16 protein-coding genes and 1 tRNA gene are annotated in these 13738 nt (G+C 73.8%); 13 read left to right on the forward strand and 4 right to left on the reverse strand.

The features are described from left to right. Positions 1-98 precede the first annotated feature (98 nt). On the reverse strand, positions 99-515 hold the full coding sequence (locus ACH4B3_RS20735; protein WP_398464610.1) for a VOC family protein: 417 nt from the start codon (positions 513-515) through the stop codon (positions 99-101). Between the two features lie 197 nt (positions 516-712). Here ACH4B3_RS20735 and ACH4B3_RS20740 point away from each other — a divergent pair, with 197 nt between their 5' ends. The 3 genes from ACH4B3_RS20740 (at position 713) to ACH4B3_RS20750 (ending at position 4057) form a co-directional block, all read left to right on the forward strand. Then, complete coding sequence (locus tag ACH4B3_RS20740; RefSeq protein WP_398464611.1) at positions 713-1366, forward strand: TetR/AcrR family transcriptional regulator; 654 nt, start codon at positions 713-715, stop codon at positions 1364-1366. A gap of 273 nt (positions 1367-1639) precedes the next feature. Then, the gene (locus ACH4B3_RS20745; protein ID WP_398464613.1) at positions 1640-2233 is read left to right on the forward strand and encodes an HhH-GPD-type base excision DNA repair protein; all 594 of its coding nucleotides are present in this window, start codon (positions 1640-1642) and stop codon (positions 2231-2233) included. A gap of 291 nt (positions 2234-2524) precedes the next feature. Next, positions 2525-4057 (forward strand): M28 family metallopeptidase, encoded by a 1533-nt coding sequence (locus ACH4B3_RS20750; RefSeq protein WP_398464658.1) that lies wholly within the window; start codon positions 2525-2527, stop codon positions 4055-4057. Positions 4058-4490: 433 nt separating this feature from the next. On the opposite strand, the gene ACH4B3_RS20755 is transcribed toward ACH4B3_RS20750, so the two are convergent. Further along, positions 4491-5813: a helicase HerA-like domain-containing protein gene (locus ACH4B3_RS20755; protein ID WP_398464615.1), complete on the reverse strand. Its 1323-nt coding sequence runs from the start codon at positions 5811-5813 to the stop codon at positions 4491-4493. A gap of 88 nt (positions 5814-5901) precedes the next feature. Between ACH4B3_RS20755 and ACH4B3_RS20760 the strand changes: the two genes are divergently transcribed. Continuing rightward, positions 5902-6198, forward strand: a complete 297-nt coding sequence (locus ACH4B3_RS20760) for a type II toxin-antitoxin system VapB family antitoxin (protein ID WP_003986294.1) — start codon at positions 5902-5904, stop codon at positions 6196-6198. A gap of 217 nt (positions 6199-6415) precedes the next feature. After that, on the forward strand, positions 6416-7072 hold the full coding sequence (locus tag ACH4B3_RS20765) for a LytR C-terminal domain-containing protein (RefSeq protein WP_398464617.1): 657 nt from the start codon (positions 6416-6418) through the stop codon (positions 7070-7072). A gap of 141 nt (positions 7073-7213) precedes the next feature. Here the strand turns inward: ACH4B3_RS20765 and upp are convergent, their stop codons facing one another. After that, complete coding sequence (upp, locus tag ACH4B3_RS20770; RefSeq protein ID WP_398464619.1) at positions 7214-7849, reverse strand: uracil phosphoribosyltransferase; 636 nt, start codon at positions 7847-7849, stop codon at positions 7214-7216. A gap of 319 nt (positions 7850-8168) precedes the next feature. Here upp and ACH4B3_RS20775 point away from each other — a divergent pair, with 319 nt between their 5' ends. The 4 genes from ACH4B3_RS20775 to ACH4B3_RS20790 all read left to right on the forward strand — a co-directional run bounded on the left by ACH4B3_RS20775 (position 8169) and on the right by ACH4B3_RS20790 (position 10080). Further along, entirely contained in the window at positions 8169-8351 is a 183-nt protein-coding gene (locus ACH4B3_RS20775) for a hypothetical protein (protein ID WP_398464621.1), read from the forward strand. Positions 8352-8489: 138 nt separating this feature from the next. Further along, positions 8490-9011 (forward strand): hypothetical protein, encoded by a 522-nt coding sequence (locus ACH4B3_RS20780; protein ID WP_398464623.1) that lies wholly within the window; start codon positions 8490-8492, stop codon positions 9009-9011. Between the two features lie 365 nt (positions 9012-9376). Beyond that, positions 9377-9943: a nucleoside deaminase gene (locus ACH4B3_RS20785; protein WP_398464625.1), complete on the forward strand. Its 567-nt coding sequence runs from the start codon at positions 9377-9379 to the stop codon at positions 9941-9943. 50 nt (positions 9944-9993) lie between these two features. Continuing rightward, positions 9994-10080 (forward strand) — tRNA-Ser (locus ACH4B3_RS20790). A 123-nt stretch (positions 10081-10203) separates the two neighbouring features. Here ACH4B3_RS20790 and ACH4B3_RS20795 read toward each other — a convergent pair. Continuing rightward, positions 10204-10890, reverse strand: coding sequence for an alpha/beta hydrolase (locus ACH4B3_RS20795; RefSeq protein WP_398464660.1), 687 nt, complete (start codon positions 10888-10890; stop codon positions 10204-10206). A gap of 175 nt (positions 10891-11065) precedes the next feature. Between ACH4B3_RS20795 and ACH4B3_RS20800 the strand changes: the two genes are divergently transcribed. From ACH4B3_RS20800 to ACH4B3_RS20815, 4 genes are all read left to right on the forward strand, one after another. Further along, entirely contained in the window at positions 11066-11230 is a 165-nt protein-coding gene (locus tag ACH4B3_RS20800; protein ID WP_398464627.1) for a hypothetical protein, read from the forward strand. Positions 11231-11313: 83 nt separating this feature from the next. Next, entirely contained in the window at positions 11314-11607 is a 294-nt protein-coding gene (locus ACH4B3_RS20805) for a Dabb family protein (RefSeq protein ID WP_398464629.1), read from the forward strand. A 171-nt stretch (positions 11608-11778) separates the two neighbouring features. Then, a complete protein-coding gene (locus ACH4B3_RS20810; RefSeq protein ID WP_398464631.1) occupies positions 11779-12612 on the forward strand; it encodes an RNA polymerase sigma factor SigF in 834 nt (277 codons plus the stop codon). Positions 12613-12800: 188 nt separating this feature from the next. Next, positions 12801-13631, forward strand: a complete 831-nt coding sequence (locus ACH4B3_RS20815; protein ID WP_398464633.1) for an RNA polymerase sigma factor SigF — start codon at positions 12801-12803, stop codon at positions 13629-13631. The last annotated feature ends 107 nt before the right edge of the window (positions 13632-13738 follow it).

Raw genomic sequence — 13738 nt, forward strand, 5'->3', positions numbered from 1 at the left:
ACCTTTCCGGGTGAAGTACCGGAGAACGGCTGGACATCCGGCCCCGCCACCGGGGCGCCCCTCATGCCTTCCGAGCCCCGCCCCCGCCGGAGCGCTTCTCATGCATCCTGGGCGTCCGCCGGGGCGCCCTCGCCGGCCGGGGTGACCCACTCGACCAGTTCGACCAGGACGCCGTTCGGGTCGGTGACCATGAACAGCCGCTCGCCCCAGGGCTCTTCCCGGAGCGGCAGGGTGATCTCCACGCCCTCGGACCGCAGCCGCGCTTCCTCCCCGGCCAGGTCCTCGACCGTGAAGACGACTATCAGGCCCTGGGCGTGCTGCCGGCGGATGTCCTCGGGCAGCACCTCGGCGCCGGTCTGGAGGAACACCAGGTTCGGTGCGGCGTCGTCCCTTCCCAGCGAGGCGAAGCCGTCCGCCTCCATCTCGGTGCGGAAGCCGAAGTGGTCGGTGAAGAAGCCGACGGACGCACGCACGTCGTCGACGGTGAGCGAGATCGCGGAAGCGGTGATGCGCATGGAGCTCCTTGCAGAAGGGCGACGGGGCGAGAACAGCGGCACGGAAGCCTCCACGCTCCGCCGAGCGACTTCCTGTGCTGAACATAAATTTAGGCCGAACCCATCGCGGAGTCAACATAAAATGAGGTCGGACCCAAAAATTTTTCCGGCCGACCGCCGCGTTCTCCGGCCGACCGGCGAGAGGGAGGCACCCATCCATGAGCCCATCCATGAGCCAGGACACCCCGGGCCTGCGGGAACAGAAGAAACGGGAGACCCGGCAGAGCATCTCCGACCAGGCCACCCGGCTGTTCGTCGAGCGCGGCTTCGACGCGACGACGATCGCGGACATCGCCGCGGCGTCCCGGGTCGCCAAGATGACGGTGACCAACTACTTCCCGCGCAAGGAGGACCTGGCCCTCGACCACCACGAGGCGTTCGTCGACGGTCCGGCCGCCACCGTCCGCGACCGGCGGCCGGGTGAGTCCGCCCTCGCCGCGCTGCGCCGCGCCTTTCTGGCCGGCGTGGACCGCCGGGACCCGGTCATCGGCTTCTCCGGGCCGGTGTTCGCCCGGATGGTCGCCGACAGCCAGACCCTGGTGACCCGGCTCCGGGAGCTCCACCGGCAGCGGGAGGAGGCGCTGGCCGAGGTGCTCGCGGCCGAGACCGGCGCGGGCCCGGAGGACATCGTGGCCCGGGTGGCGGCGGCCCAGCTCGGCGGCGTCCACCGGGTGCTCTTCGGCGAACTGCAGCGCCGGGTGCTCGCCGGGCTGGGCGACGACGAGGCGGCGGCCGAGCTGGCCGTACTGGGCCGGACCGCCTTCGGCATGCTCGAACCCGGGCTGGGCGACTACGCGGTGCGGGCGGTCTGACCACCCGCCCGGCGGCGGACCGGCCCGGACCGGCCGACCGCCGCCGGGAGCCGCTGGACGCCATCGCCGGCCGGCCTTCGCCATGCGTCCCCCGCCGGCCGTCCTCCGCCGCCCGCCGTCCGCCGTTTGCCGTGCGGGGCCCCCGTCCGACGTTCACGTTCGGGGGCCGCCGTTCGCCCTCCGGGCCGGCCGTTCGCCGTCCGGGATCCGTTGAGTGGCGGGGCTCCGGGGCCCCGCCGACAATGACCGCAACGGAGAGGGACGGGAGCGCCCATGAACACCACCGTTCGGCTCGCCCAGCAGCCGGAGGCCGACGATCTGCTCGGCCGCAGCCCGCTGGCCATCCTCACCGGCATGCTCCTCGACCAGCAGGTCCCCATGGAGTGGGCGTTCTCCGGCCCGTACACCATCGCGCGCCGGATGGGCCGGGACGACCTGGACGCCCATGAGATCGCCGTGTACGACCCCGACCGGTTCGGCGCGCTGCTCGCCGACAAGCCGGCCGTGCACCGCTACCCCGGCTCGATGGCCAAACGGGTGCAGCAGTTGTGCCGGTACCTGGTCGAGCACTACGACGGCGACGCGGCCGCGGTGTGGCGGGACGTGGGCAGCGGCGAGGAGCTGCTGCGGCGGCTGACCGCGCTGCCCGGGTTCGGCACCCAGAAGGCGCAGATCTTCCTGGCCCTGCTGGGGAAGCAGTTCGAGGTGCGGCCGACCGGCTGGCGGGAGGCCGCGGGGGCCTACGGCGAGGCCGGCTCCTACCGTTCGGTCGCCGACATCACCGGCCCGTCCTCGCTGGAGAAGGTGCGGGCCTACAAGCAGGAGGCCAAGCGCGCGGCCAAACAGGCCGACGCCAAGCGGAGCTGACGCTCCGGCGGCGGGACGGGACCGGCGCGCCGCGCACAACCGCCCCGCCGACCGGCCCGACCGGCCCGACCGCCCGCCAACGGGCCCGACCGCCCCGTCGGTCGGGCCGTACGGCCCTCGCCGGGCGACCGGAAGGGCCGTACGGACGGGCTTTCTTGACTCGGTTCGAACCGTTGAACCCCGGGCTTCCCCGGGGCAGGATGCAGCGACCCGGGGCGTACCGCGCCCCCGCTGTTCGCCGGAAGGACCACTTCTGTGGACATACGAACCCTGCCCGCCACCCGCCGGGCGATCGCGGCCCTGGCCGCGGCGGCACTCGCCACCCCCCTGCTGATCTCTTCCGCCACCCCGGCGGCGGCCACCCCGCCCGCGTCCGGCGGCGACTCGGCGAAGCGGGCGGCGCAGCTGTCCCGCCAGCTGGTGAAGAACTCTTCCGCCAAGGACGCCCGGGCGCATCTGGAGAGATTCCAGGCGATCGCCGAGCGGTCGGGCGGGCACCGGGCGGCCGGCTCGCCGGGGCACGACGCCTCGGCCGCGTATGTGTACCGGCTGCTGAAGAAGGCGGGTTACCGCGTCAGCTACGACCCCTTCGAGTTCGTCTACACCGAGACCCTGGCGGAGAAGCTCTCCGTGGTGTCGCCGACGCCGCGCGAGGTGTCGGTCAAGGCCATGACGTACACCCGGAGCACGCCGGTGGGCGGGCTGAAGGCGGCGGTGGCGGCGGTGCCGGTCGACGGCACCACCGGCTGCGAGGCGAGTGACTACGCCTCCGGGACCTTCACCGGGAAGATCGCCCTGATCAAGCGGGGCGGCTGCGCCTTCGCCGAGAAGCAGGCCGCGGCGGCGGACGCGGGCGCGGCCGCCGCGATCGTCTACAACAACGTGCCGGGGGCGCTCTCCGGCACCATCGGCGACCCGACGGCCGGGCGCATCCCGACCGGTGGCGTCAGCCAGACCGACGGCGAGGCGCTGGTGGCCGAGGCGGGCCGGGGTGAGGTCACGGTCAACCTGGAGGTCCGCGAGTTCCAGGAGAAGCGGGTCACCAACAACGTCATCGCCGAGACCCGGGGCGGCGACCCGGCCCAGACCGTGATGCTCGGCGCCCACCTCGACTCGGTGTCCGCGGGCCCCGGCATCAACGACAACGGTTCGGGCTCGGCGGGCCTGCTGGAGGTCGCGCTGGAACTGGCCGAGACGCACAAGAAGCCCGCCCACAAGATCCGCTTCGCCTGGTGGTCGGCGGAGGAGCTGGGGCTGCTCGGCTCCAAGGCCTACGTGGCCGAGCTCAGCGAGGCCCAGCGCAAGCAGATCCCGCTCTACCTGAACTTCGACATGATCGCCTCGCCCAACTTCGGGCAGTTCGTGTACGACGGTGACAACTCCGACGGAGTCGGCGAGCCCGCGGGCCCCGAGGGATCGGCGCAGCTGGAGAAGCAGATCAACGACTTCCTCGACCGGCGGGGCGCGGCCCACGAGGGCACGGACTTCACCGGCCGCTCGGACTACGGCCCGTTCATCGCGGTGGGCATCCCGTCCGGCGGCACCTTCACCGGCGCCGAGGGCGTGAAGACCGCCCAGCAGGCCGAGAAGTTCGGCGGCACGGCGGGCCAGGCCTACGACGCCTGCTACCACGCCGCCTGCGACGACATCGACAACATCCACATGGGCGCGTTCGAGACCAACATCGACGTGATCGCGCACTCCGTGGGCACCTACGCCTACGACCTGCGCTCGCTCCGTGAGCCGGTGGTGACGGTGCCGACCGAGGGTGACGCGGGCAGCGGCGGCGGCCTGCACGACGACCACGACCCGGTGACCGAGTGACCACCGGCTGACCGCGCGTACGGCCGGCCGGACGGCTGCCGGGTACCGTACGCACGGCCCGGGCCGGGGGCCGGGTGACGCCCGCCCCTACCGGACCGGGCCATGGAACATCGAGGTGCCCGGGCGCCGAGCGGATGTCCGCTCGGCGCCTGCGGCGTTCCCGGGACCGGGATGCGGATCCGGTCGGTGCGGGCGGGCAGCGCCGAACCCGGCCGGCCGCCCGACCGGGCGGGGCACGGGAGAACCGGACCGGTCAGCCCCACCGAATGGGCACACCAGTCCGGGTGGCCGCACCAGTCCGGGTGGTCAGGCCGGTCCGGATGGTCAGGCCAGTCCTGTCGGCCACACCAGTCCCGTCGGCCACACCAGCCCGGATGGGCGCGCCAGCCCGGACGGGCACGCCAGTCCGGGTGGTCAGGTCGTTTCCGGGTGGTCAGGCCGTTTCCGGACGGCCGGGCGATTTGTTGTCCACAGGCTGTGCATAACGTTCACGCAGTCGCGATCCGGCCACCACCCGGTCCAGTTCCGCCACGTCGAGCGGCTCCATCAGCGACTGCGGCGGCCGTATCCGTACCGCCGCGGGCGGCATCGGCGCGCCGCGCTCGTCCAGCGAGGTCACCACCGCCTCACCGATGCCCAGGTCCGGGCCGGTACCCAGGTCCGGGCCGGCGGCGGCTCCGGGCGCCGCGTCCGCGACAGGCCGCCGGGCCGGCCGGCCGAGGTGGACCCGGTGCGCGAGCCGGCCGAGCACCTCCGGCGGCAGCTCGCCCGGGGCCCCGGCCACGAGGAAGACGCCCACCCCCTTCGCGCCGAGCAGCCGCAGTGTCCCGGCGAGCGGCTCCGGGTCACCGGCGGCCAGCGGCCCGGGCCCCTCACCGGCGCAGTCGACGAGGCAGACCAGGGCCGGTGCGGCGTGCTCGGCGGCGTCCGGCAGCATGCGTCCCACCCCGGCCAGCAGCCACATCAGGAACGCGGAGGCCAGCCGCGGCCGGTCCCGCGCTCCCTCCAGAGCCAGCACCGAGATCAGTCCGCGTCCCTCCGGGGTGGTGTGCAGCAGGTCGCCGGGGTCGAATTCCGGCTCGCCGAAGAAGCGGGCCGCGCCGCGCCGGGCGGGGTCGGCGAGCGAGTGCAGCACCGCGCGGGCCGCGGCGACCGGTGGCCCGCCGGCGGCCGGCGGGGTGGCGGGGGTCCCGGCCGCCCCGGCGCAGCGGACGGCCACCTCCCGCAGGTCGTCGAGGGTCGCCGGGGCGCCGCCCCCGCTGCCGGCGTACCCGAGGAGGAGCCCCAGTGACCGTTCCGCCGCGGTACCGAGCCCGAGCGCCCGGGCGAGCAGCCGCGGTCCGAAGCCGGTGACGGTGGCCCGCAGCGGGATGCCGGGGCCGGTGCCGCCGAGTGCGTAGTACTCGGCGGGGAACCCCAGTCCGGCCCACTCCTCGCCGGTCTCCGCGGCGCGCCGCTCCACCCGTTCGCCGCCGCGGCCCGGCGCGCCGACGCCGGTGAGTTCGCCCCGGGGGTCGGCGAGGAGCACCGGTACCCCGTGTGCGGAGAGCCGCTCGGCCATCAGCTGGAGGGTGCGGGTCCTGCCGCTGCCGGGCCCGCCCGTGACGAGGCCGTGTCCGGCCAGCATGGAGAGCGGGATCCGGACCGGCACGCCGGGCAGGCACTCCCCCTCCCGGAGCAGCGCGCCGAGGTCGACGGCGGGGCCGGTCACGGCGTATCGCGCCGTGTTCTCGGCGGGCGAAGGGGTCTCTTTCATGGCTCGCTCCCGATTTGCGGCTGTTTGACACCTTTGCACTCCTGCGCCTTGGCTGCGCCGGAACCCCCTTGACCGGTAGGCTTTCCGTGTGATCTTCAAGCGCATCGGAAACGGGCGGCCGTACCCCGACCACGGCCGGGAAAGCACCCGCCAGTGGGCGGATGTTGCCCCACGCCCGGTACGTCTTGACCAGTTGGTCACCACGAAGCAGCAGCTCGACCTCGAGACGCTGCTCGCGGAGGACTCGACGTTCTACGGGGACCTGTTCGCCCATGTGGTGAAGTGGCAGGGCGACCTCTATCTGGAGGACGGGCTGCACCGTGCGGTCCGGGCCGCCCTCCAGCAGCGCCAGGTGCTCCACGCCCGCGTGCTCGAACTGGGCTGACCCGGCGCCCGGCCGCGGCCGCCGGTCCCGGCGCCGCCTGCCCCCGGACGGGTCCGGTCCGGGCCTTCCCGCACGCCCCGGTCGCGAGCCCTCCGCTCGTCGCGCGCACCCCGCCGGGCCGGCGTCCCGGGCCGTGCCGTGACTCTTTCGGGTAGGCCACACCCGAACCGTTGATCATTTAGTAGGCATGAGGTGCCCGCGGCATTACGCTGCGCCCATGAGCATGCTCACGCCTCCTGGAATGGGCGGAAAGTACCGCATCACGGGCAATCGTTACCCTCGTATGCGTCGGCCCCGGGGTCGGCGCAGAGTCGTGCTCGCCGCCGCCGGCGCGACCGTCGCCCTCGGTCTGACCGGCTGGGGGACCCTGCAGCTCATCGACGTCTTCTCGGGCGGCAGCGACAAGGCGCAGGCGGCCGGGCGGAGCACCTCGGAGTGCGCCCGGCCGGCCACCCGGAACGCCGCCGGGGACACCCAGGCCGGCGCCGCCGCCAGGAAGCTGCCCAAGCCGTCCGACATCACCGTCAACGTCTACAACGCCACCAAGCGGACCGGGCTCGCCAAGGAGACCGCCGACGCGCTCAAGAAGCGCGGCTTCGCCATCGGCAAGGTCGGCAACGCCCCCGCCGCCTACGACAAGAAGGTGAAGTCCACCGGGCTGCTGCTGGGCGCCCCGGCCGCCACCCGCGGGGCGTTCGACGTCCTGGAAACCCAACTGGCGGGCGTCGGCACCAGGAACGACGCCCGCACCGGCAAGGACGTGGACCTCATCATCGGGGACCGGTTCACCGACCTCACCGCGCGGAAGGACGCCGACCGGGCGCTGGCCGCGCTGACCGCACCCCGGCCGAAGCCCTCCGCCGGGCACTGCTGACCGCGGCACCCCGCGTCCCGGCCGACCGGGTCGCCGGGACGCGCCGCGGCACGCGGTCCGCGCAAGGCCGCGGCGGGGCCGCGGGCCCCGGACCGGCCCGCTGGGCCCGGGTCCGGGACGATGCGCGCTCGCCCGGCGCGCTCAGCCCGCCGCGCCGTACATCCGGTCGCCCGCGTCGCCCAGGCCCGGGACGATGTACCCCTGCTCGTTGAGCCGCTCGTCGACGGAGGCGGTCACCACGGTGACCGGGGTGCCCGCCAGCTCGCGCTCCATCACCTCGACGCCCTCGGGCGCCGCGAGCAGGCAGAGCGCGGTGACGTCGTCCGCACCCCGCGAGATGAGTTCCTTGATCGCCGCCACCAGCGTGCCGCCGGTCGCCAGCATCGGGTCCAGCACGTACACCTGGCGGCCGGAGAGGTCGTCGGGCATCCGGGTCGCGTAGGTCGACGCCTGCAGCGTCTCCTCGTCCCGGATCATGCCGAGGAAGCCGACCTCGGCGGTCGGCAGCAGCCGCACCATGCCGTCGAGCATGCCCAGACCGGCCCGGAGGATCGGCACCACCAGCGGACGGGGCCGGGCCAGCCGCACCCCGGTGGTGCCGATCACCGGGGTCTCGATGTCCACCTGCTCGGTGCGCACGTCACGGGTCGCCTCGTACGCGAGGAGGGTGACCAGTTCGTCGGCGAGCCGCCGGAAGGTGGGGGAGTCGGTGCGCTTGTCGCGCAGCGTGGTGAGTTTGTGCGCCACCAGCGGGTGGTCGACGACGTGGATCCGCATGACAACGACATTAACCGAGCTTTGCGGCCCCGGCGTCCGCCCTGCCCCCGCCCTCGTCCCCGGCCCCTCCCCGGGCCCCTCCGCGCCCTCCGCGCCGGCCCGTCCCCGTCCTCCGCTCCGGTCCGTCCCCGGCCGACGGCGGCTCTCGCCCCCGGCCCCGGCCCGGCTCCTCGCGGCGGCGGCGCGCGGCGGCCGGCGGCGCCGCGCGGGAGGGCGCCCGGACGCGCCGGTGGCATCAAACCGGTGGCCGGGGGGAAGGTGGGCACATACGCCCGGCCTCCCCCGGGCGGAGACCTCGGGACGAGGTGGTGTGCGGCACATGGCGGAACGGGACGAGACCGGCGACCAGACGGCACGAATAGACGCGGAACGGCGGCGGCGGCGCGCCCAGTTCCTGCGCGAGCTGAACGAGGCCAAGGAGCTCCGGGACCGGGTCCAGCCGCGGCGCGCCCGTAGCGCACGCATGCGCCAGGCCATGCGCATGCGGACGTTTCGGTGGTAGTGGGCCACATCTCCTGGGTCAGGCTCACGACGCAGCGCGGAAGACCTCTCGCGACGCCGTTGTTTCTGCCACGATTCCGAATGGGCGGGGCATTGCTCCGCCCGCCCCGGCACGCCTCTGACCAGTGGGAGAGTCACGGTGTACTTCGCCGCACTGCTCGCGCGCACCGAAGACGGGTGGCAAGCGAGCGACACAGAGCTCGACGATGTGGAGACCCTGACGGACCTGACCGAGCTGGCCCGCGCGGCCTCGGTCGACGACGACACGGTGCTGGCACTCATCGAGCAGGAAGACGCTTGGTTCGGTGTGGTCCGCCTGGACGGTGAGGACGACCCGCGCATCTACGTCTCGGACGCCGCCGCGGCCGCGCGCAGCTCGTACGGGTCCCTGCTCACCGACGAACTGCTCGGCCAGGACGACGACCCGGACGCCGACCTCGACAGCCTCGACCTCGACGGCACCGAGGAGGGCGAACCCGAGCACGACGAGGACGACGACCCGGCGGCCGACGGGCGGGCCCCGCACGGCCCGCTCGGCGACATCGCCCTGCTGGTCGACCTCGGCGTCGACGAGAAGGAGTTGCTGTCCCTGGACGGCGACGCGCTCAGCGCGATCGCCGACGCCCTGGGCTGCACGGACGTCCTGGAGGCGGTGCGCTGACCCCGCCCGCCGGCACCGTGGTCCGGCGCGCGGGACACCGCACCGAACACACCGCGATACGCCCCGGCGGCGGGGGTGCGGGCAACCGGCACGGTGCGGCCGGGGCCCGCACCCCCGCCGCCGTCCGGATGCCCCGCGCCGACCCCTGCGCCCGCGCCGCCCGGCACCCCCGTCGCCGACCCGAACGCGCCGCCGTACCCGACCCGAACGCCGCCGTGCCGCACACCGCCGTGCCGTCCCGCGCGGCCGGCGCCGTCCCGGATGCCCGGCGCCGGGGCCGCGCGTGGTCGGAGCGTCCCGGATGTCCGCCGGGCTCCCGGACGCCCCGCGCCGTCCCGGGTGCGGCGGCGCGGCACACTGATCACATGACCGCACCCCACTCCCCCGACCCGGTACGCGACCCCTGGCGCGACTCCATGCGGCGCGCCCTGGCGGAGGCCGCCCGGGCGGTGGACACCGGCGACGTACCGGTGGGCGCGGTCGTGCTCGCCCCGGACGGCACGGTGATCGGCACCGGCCGCAACGAACGCGAGGCGACCGGCGACCCCACCGCGCACGCCGAGGTGCTCGCCCTGCGCGCGGCGGCCCGCACCCTGGGCGCCGCGGCCCCGCACCCCACGGTCCCGGCGGACGGCCCCGCGGCCCCGGTCGGCGGTCCCCCGGGCGGCGCCGCCCGCCGGGAGTGGCGGCTCACCGGCTGCACCCTGGTGGTGACGCTGGAGCCGTGCACCATGTGCGCCGGAGCGGCGGTGCTCTCCCGGGTCGACCGGATCGTCTACGGCGCCGTCGACGAGAAGGGCGGCGCGGCCGGCTCGCTGTGGGACGTCGTCCGCGACCGACGGCTCAACCACCGCCCGGAGGTGATCCAGGGGGTGCTCGCCGAGGAGTGCGCGGCCCTGCTCACCCGGTTCTTCCGGACGGGCGACCGCTGACCGGGGAACCGATTTAGGAGCATGGCCCACTGTCCGCTAAGCTCTCTCTCGGTAGCGTGTCCGAGCGGCCGAAGGAGCACGCCTCGAAAGCGTGTGAGGGGGCAACTCCTCCGTGGGTTCAAATCCCACCGCTACCGCTCTTCACGAAGGTCCCACCCGGTCGGGTGGGACCTTCGTCGTTCTCCGGGGCCACGCCCCCGGCCCCCCAGGGTCCGGGCGGCAGCCGCCGGGCTGCGGCCCGGCCCGGCCGGCTCCCCGGCTCAGGTCCCCGGGCCGCCGGCGCGCGCCGCTCCCGGCCTGTTCGGACCCGCCAGTGCCCGGTCCACCCGGGGCGGCAGCGGGCCCAGGCCGAGCAGGCCGGTGACGGTGTCCCGGGTCAGTGAGTGCCAGGCCGAGGCCCGCCGGAGCATCGCGTGGTCGCCGCCGGGCAGCAGCAGGGCGCACACCTCGGCCCCGGCTTCCCGGGCCCGGCGCGCGAGTTCGGTGGTGGCGCGGGGGTCGGTGGTGCGGTCCTGGTCGCCGTGGAGCAGGACCAGCCGCCGGTCGCGGAGCTGGGCCACCGGGTCCTCGGGCGGGCACCAGGGGGCCAGGCCGACCACCGCACGGACCGACGGGTGGCCGGCGGCACGCAGGGCGGCCCGGCCGCCCATCGAGTGACCGACCAGGATCACCGGGATCCGCCCGGCCCGGTCGGCGAGCTCGTCCAGGGCCTGCTCGGCGTCGCGGGCCGCGTCGTCCCGCCCGCCGTTCCAGCCGCGGTGGCGGTAGCGCACCCGGGCGGTCACCACACCGTGCGGCCGGGTGGCGCGGCTGATCAGCTGCTCGAACGGGCGCATCCGGGCGTCGGGGAGGTTCCAGGCCCGCGGGCGGGCCAGGCCGTGCTCGGCGCCGCCGTGCAGCAGCAGCACCGCGGCGCGCGGCGGCCCGTCGGCGGGTGGCAGCGCCAGGGCGAGGTGCCGGGTCTGCCCGGGAACGTGGGGTACGGACACGTGATCGGCCCTTCCTCTCCGCGGCGTCCGGCGCCACGCCGCTGAGAGAATGATCGCACCATCAGCCCGGACGGCCGGTGCGTGTGGATAGACTCACGCGACCGCGCAGGGACCGTTGGGGAGGCGGCACGGGATGGCACAGGCGAAGAAGATCGCGCTCTACATGATCATTGTCTTCGTGCTGTACACCATCATCAAAACCCCGGAGGAAGCGGCCGATCTGGTCCAAGTAGGCTTCGAGGGCATATCCGATGCCGCACAGAGCATCGGCGACTTCATGACCGCCCTGATCCGCTGACCGCGCCGAACCGCCGATCGTCCGATCCGCTGCCGCGCTGCCCCTGATCCGCTCCCCCGGCCGACGCCGCACGGAGGTTCCCAGTGATACGCCACCTGGTCCTGTTCAAGCTCAACGACGGTGTGAAGCGTGACGAACCGCGCGTGGCCGCCGGAGTGCGGGCGTTCGAGGAGCTCCCCGGGGTCATCCCCGAGCTGGAGTTCTGGGAGTGCGCCTGGAACATCACCGACCGGCCGATCGCCTATGACTTCGCGATCAACTCCGCGGTGGCCGACGCCGAGGCGCTGAAGCGCTACCTCGAGCACCCGGCCCACCAGGCGGCCGCCGGGCAGTGGCGGGAGTTCGCCACCTGGGTGATCGCCGACTACGAGGTCTGAGCGCGCCCGCCCGGAGCTTCCGGCCGCCGCTCCCCAGTCCCCTCGCCGATCCGGCGGGGGGTCCTTTTTGTCGCCAACACGGCGTTATGTAGTGCTTGCGCACAGTGGACATCTCTTGTGATGCTATGAGCGCTCTTGCCGGGAGTATGGACCGCGAAGGGATGGCGAACCGTGTCGGCCCGTACTGTGCCCAGCCCACCCGCCCCCGGCGAGAACGGGCCTGCTCAGGGCACTCCCAAGAGCCGCGGAGCCGACGCCCGGGCACTCACCCAGGTGCTCTTCGCCGAACTGTCCGGACTGGAGCCCGGCACCCCGGAACACACCCGGGTGCGCGACGCCCTCATCGAGGCCAACCTGCCGCTGGTGCGCTACGCCGCGGCCCGCTTCCGCAGCCGCAACGAGCCGATGGAGGACGTCATCCAGGTCGGCACCATCGGCCTGATCAACGCCATCGACCGGTTCGACCCGGACCGGGGGGTGCAGTTCCCGACCTTCGCGATGCCGACCGTGGTCGGCGAGATCAAGCGGTACTTCCGGGACAACGTACGGACCGTGCACGTGCCGCGCCGGCTCCACGAGCTGTGGGTCCAGGTGAACAGCGCCACCGAGGACCTGACCGTGCAGCACGGCCGGTCCCCCACCACCGCCGAGATCGCCGAGCGGCTGAAACTCGGCGAGGACGAGGTGCTCGCCTGCATCGAGGCGGGCCGCTCGTACCACGCCACCTCCCTGGAGGCGGCCCAGGAGGGCGACGGGATGCCCGGCCTGCTGGACCGGCTCGGCTACGAGGACCCGGCCCTCGCCGGAGTCGAGCACCGCGACCTGGTGCGGCACCTGCTGGTCCAGCTGCCCGAGCGCGAGCAGCGGATCCTGTTGCTCCGTTACTACAGCAATCTGACGCAGTCCCAGATCAGCGCCGAGCTCGGCGTGTCGCAGATGCACGTGTCCCGGCTGCTGTCCCGCAGCTTCGCCCGGCTCCGGTCCGCAAATCGAATCGATTCCTAATCACCGCGGGGGACCCGTACCCACCGGCTTCCGGGCAAGAATGTCGATATGGCGCTACAGCGCGTTGCCGACATGTGACATTCTGCGGAAACCGCGTTTGCCGCGGCCCGACCTCCGGTATTCAGGGGGAGGCTGCGCTCAACGCACGGAGCGCTGCTGAGATCCGTCCGCGACCTCAAGGGGGTGGCATGTCCGCAGAACTGGGCAGCTCGAAGGTGCTCACCAATGATGCACCGCATGTGCTTGACGAATGCGACGCCATCGACACCCGCACCCTCTCCCGCACCCTGTTCCTGCGGCTCGCCGCACTCGACCGGGACAGCGTGGAGCGTACCTACGTACGTGACACCCTCATCGAGCTCAACCTCCCGCTGGTGCGCTACGCGGCGGCCCGCTTCCGCAGCCGCAACGAGCCGATGGAGGACATCGTCCAGGTCGGCACCATCGGCCTGATCAAGGCGATCGACCGGTTCGACTGCGAGCGGGGCGTGGAGTTCCCGACCTTCGCGATGCCGACCGTGGTCGGCGAGATCAAGCGCTTCTTCCGGGACACCAGCTGGTCGGTGCGGGTCCCCCGCCGCCTCCAGGAGCTGCGGCTGGCCCTCACCAAGGCCAGTGACGACCTCGCCCAGCAGCTCGACCGCTCCCCCACCGTCACCGAACTCGCCGCCGCCCTGGGGGTGTCGGAGGAGGACGTCGTCGACGGCCTCGCGGTCGGCAACGCGTACACCGCCAGCTCGCTGGACTCCCCGTCCCCCGAGGACGACGGCGGCGAGGGCTCGCTGGCCGACCGGCTGGGCTACGAGGACACCGCGCTGGAAGGCGTGGAGTACCGCGAGTCGCTCAAGCCGCTGCTGGCCAAACTGCCGCCCCGGGAGCGCCAGATCATCATGCTGCGCTTCTTCGCGAACATGACGCAGTCGCAAATCGGCGAAGAGGTCGGCATCTCCCAGATGCATGTCTCGCGGCTGCTGACCCGGACCCTGTCGCAGCTCCGCGAAGGGCTGATCTCCGACTGACCGGCCCCCGGCCCGGGGCGTCGGCGCGTTCCGGGGCCGCGTCGGCCGGTGTCGGGCGGGTGCCGGGCGCGCCGACGGCGGTACGCCACCGGCGGGACCGGCCCCGG

The sequence above is a fragment of the Streptomyces sp. NPDC018031 genome, from assembly GCF_044327625.1.
In the GTDB taxonomy this organism is placed as follows: domain Bacteria; phylum Actinomycetota; class Actinomycetes; order Streptomycetales; family Streptomycetaceae; genus Streptomyces.

Coding starts and splice junctions, on each gene's coding strand:
- ACH4B3_RS20800 (WP_398464627.1), top strand. CDS start 11,066: ATGGCACAGGCGAAGAAGATCGCGCTCTACATGATCATTGTCTTCGTG.
- upp (WP_398464619.1), bottom strand. CDS start 7,849: ATGCGGATCCACGTCGTCGACCACCCGCTGGTGGCGCACAAACTCACC.
- ACH4B3_RS20735 (WP_398464610.1), bottom strand. CDS start 515: ATGCGCATCACCGCTTCCGCGATCTCGCTCACCGTCGACGACGTGCGT.
- ACH4B3_RS20765 (WP_398464617.1), top strand. CDS start 6,416: ATGAGCATGCTCACGCCTCCTGGAATGGGCGGAAAGTACCGCATCACG.
- ACH4B3_RS20755 (WP_398464615.1), bottom strand. CDS start 5,813: ATGAAAGAGACCCCTTCGCCCGCCGAGAACACGGCGCGATACGCCGTG.
- ACH4B3_RS20815 (WP_398464633.1), top strand. CDS start 12,801: ATGTCCGCAGAACTGGGCAGCTCGAAGGTGCTCACCAATGATGCACCG.
- ACH4B3_RS20745 (WP_398464613.1), top strand. CDS start 1,640: ATGAACACCACCGTTCGGCTCGCCCAGCAGCCGGAGGCCGACGATCTG.
- ACH4B3_RS20785 (WP_398464625.1), top strand. CDS start 9,377: ATGACCGCACCCCACTCCCCCGACCCGGTACGCGACCCCTGGCGCGAC.
- ACH4B3_RS20740 (WP_398464611.1), top strand. CDS start 713: ATGAGCCCATCCATGAGCCAGGACACCCCGGGCCTGCGGGAACAGAAG.
- ACH4B3_RS20775 (WP_398464621.1), top strand. CDS start 8,169: ATGGCGGAACGGGACGAGACCGGCGACCAGACGGCACGAATAGACGCG.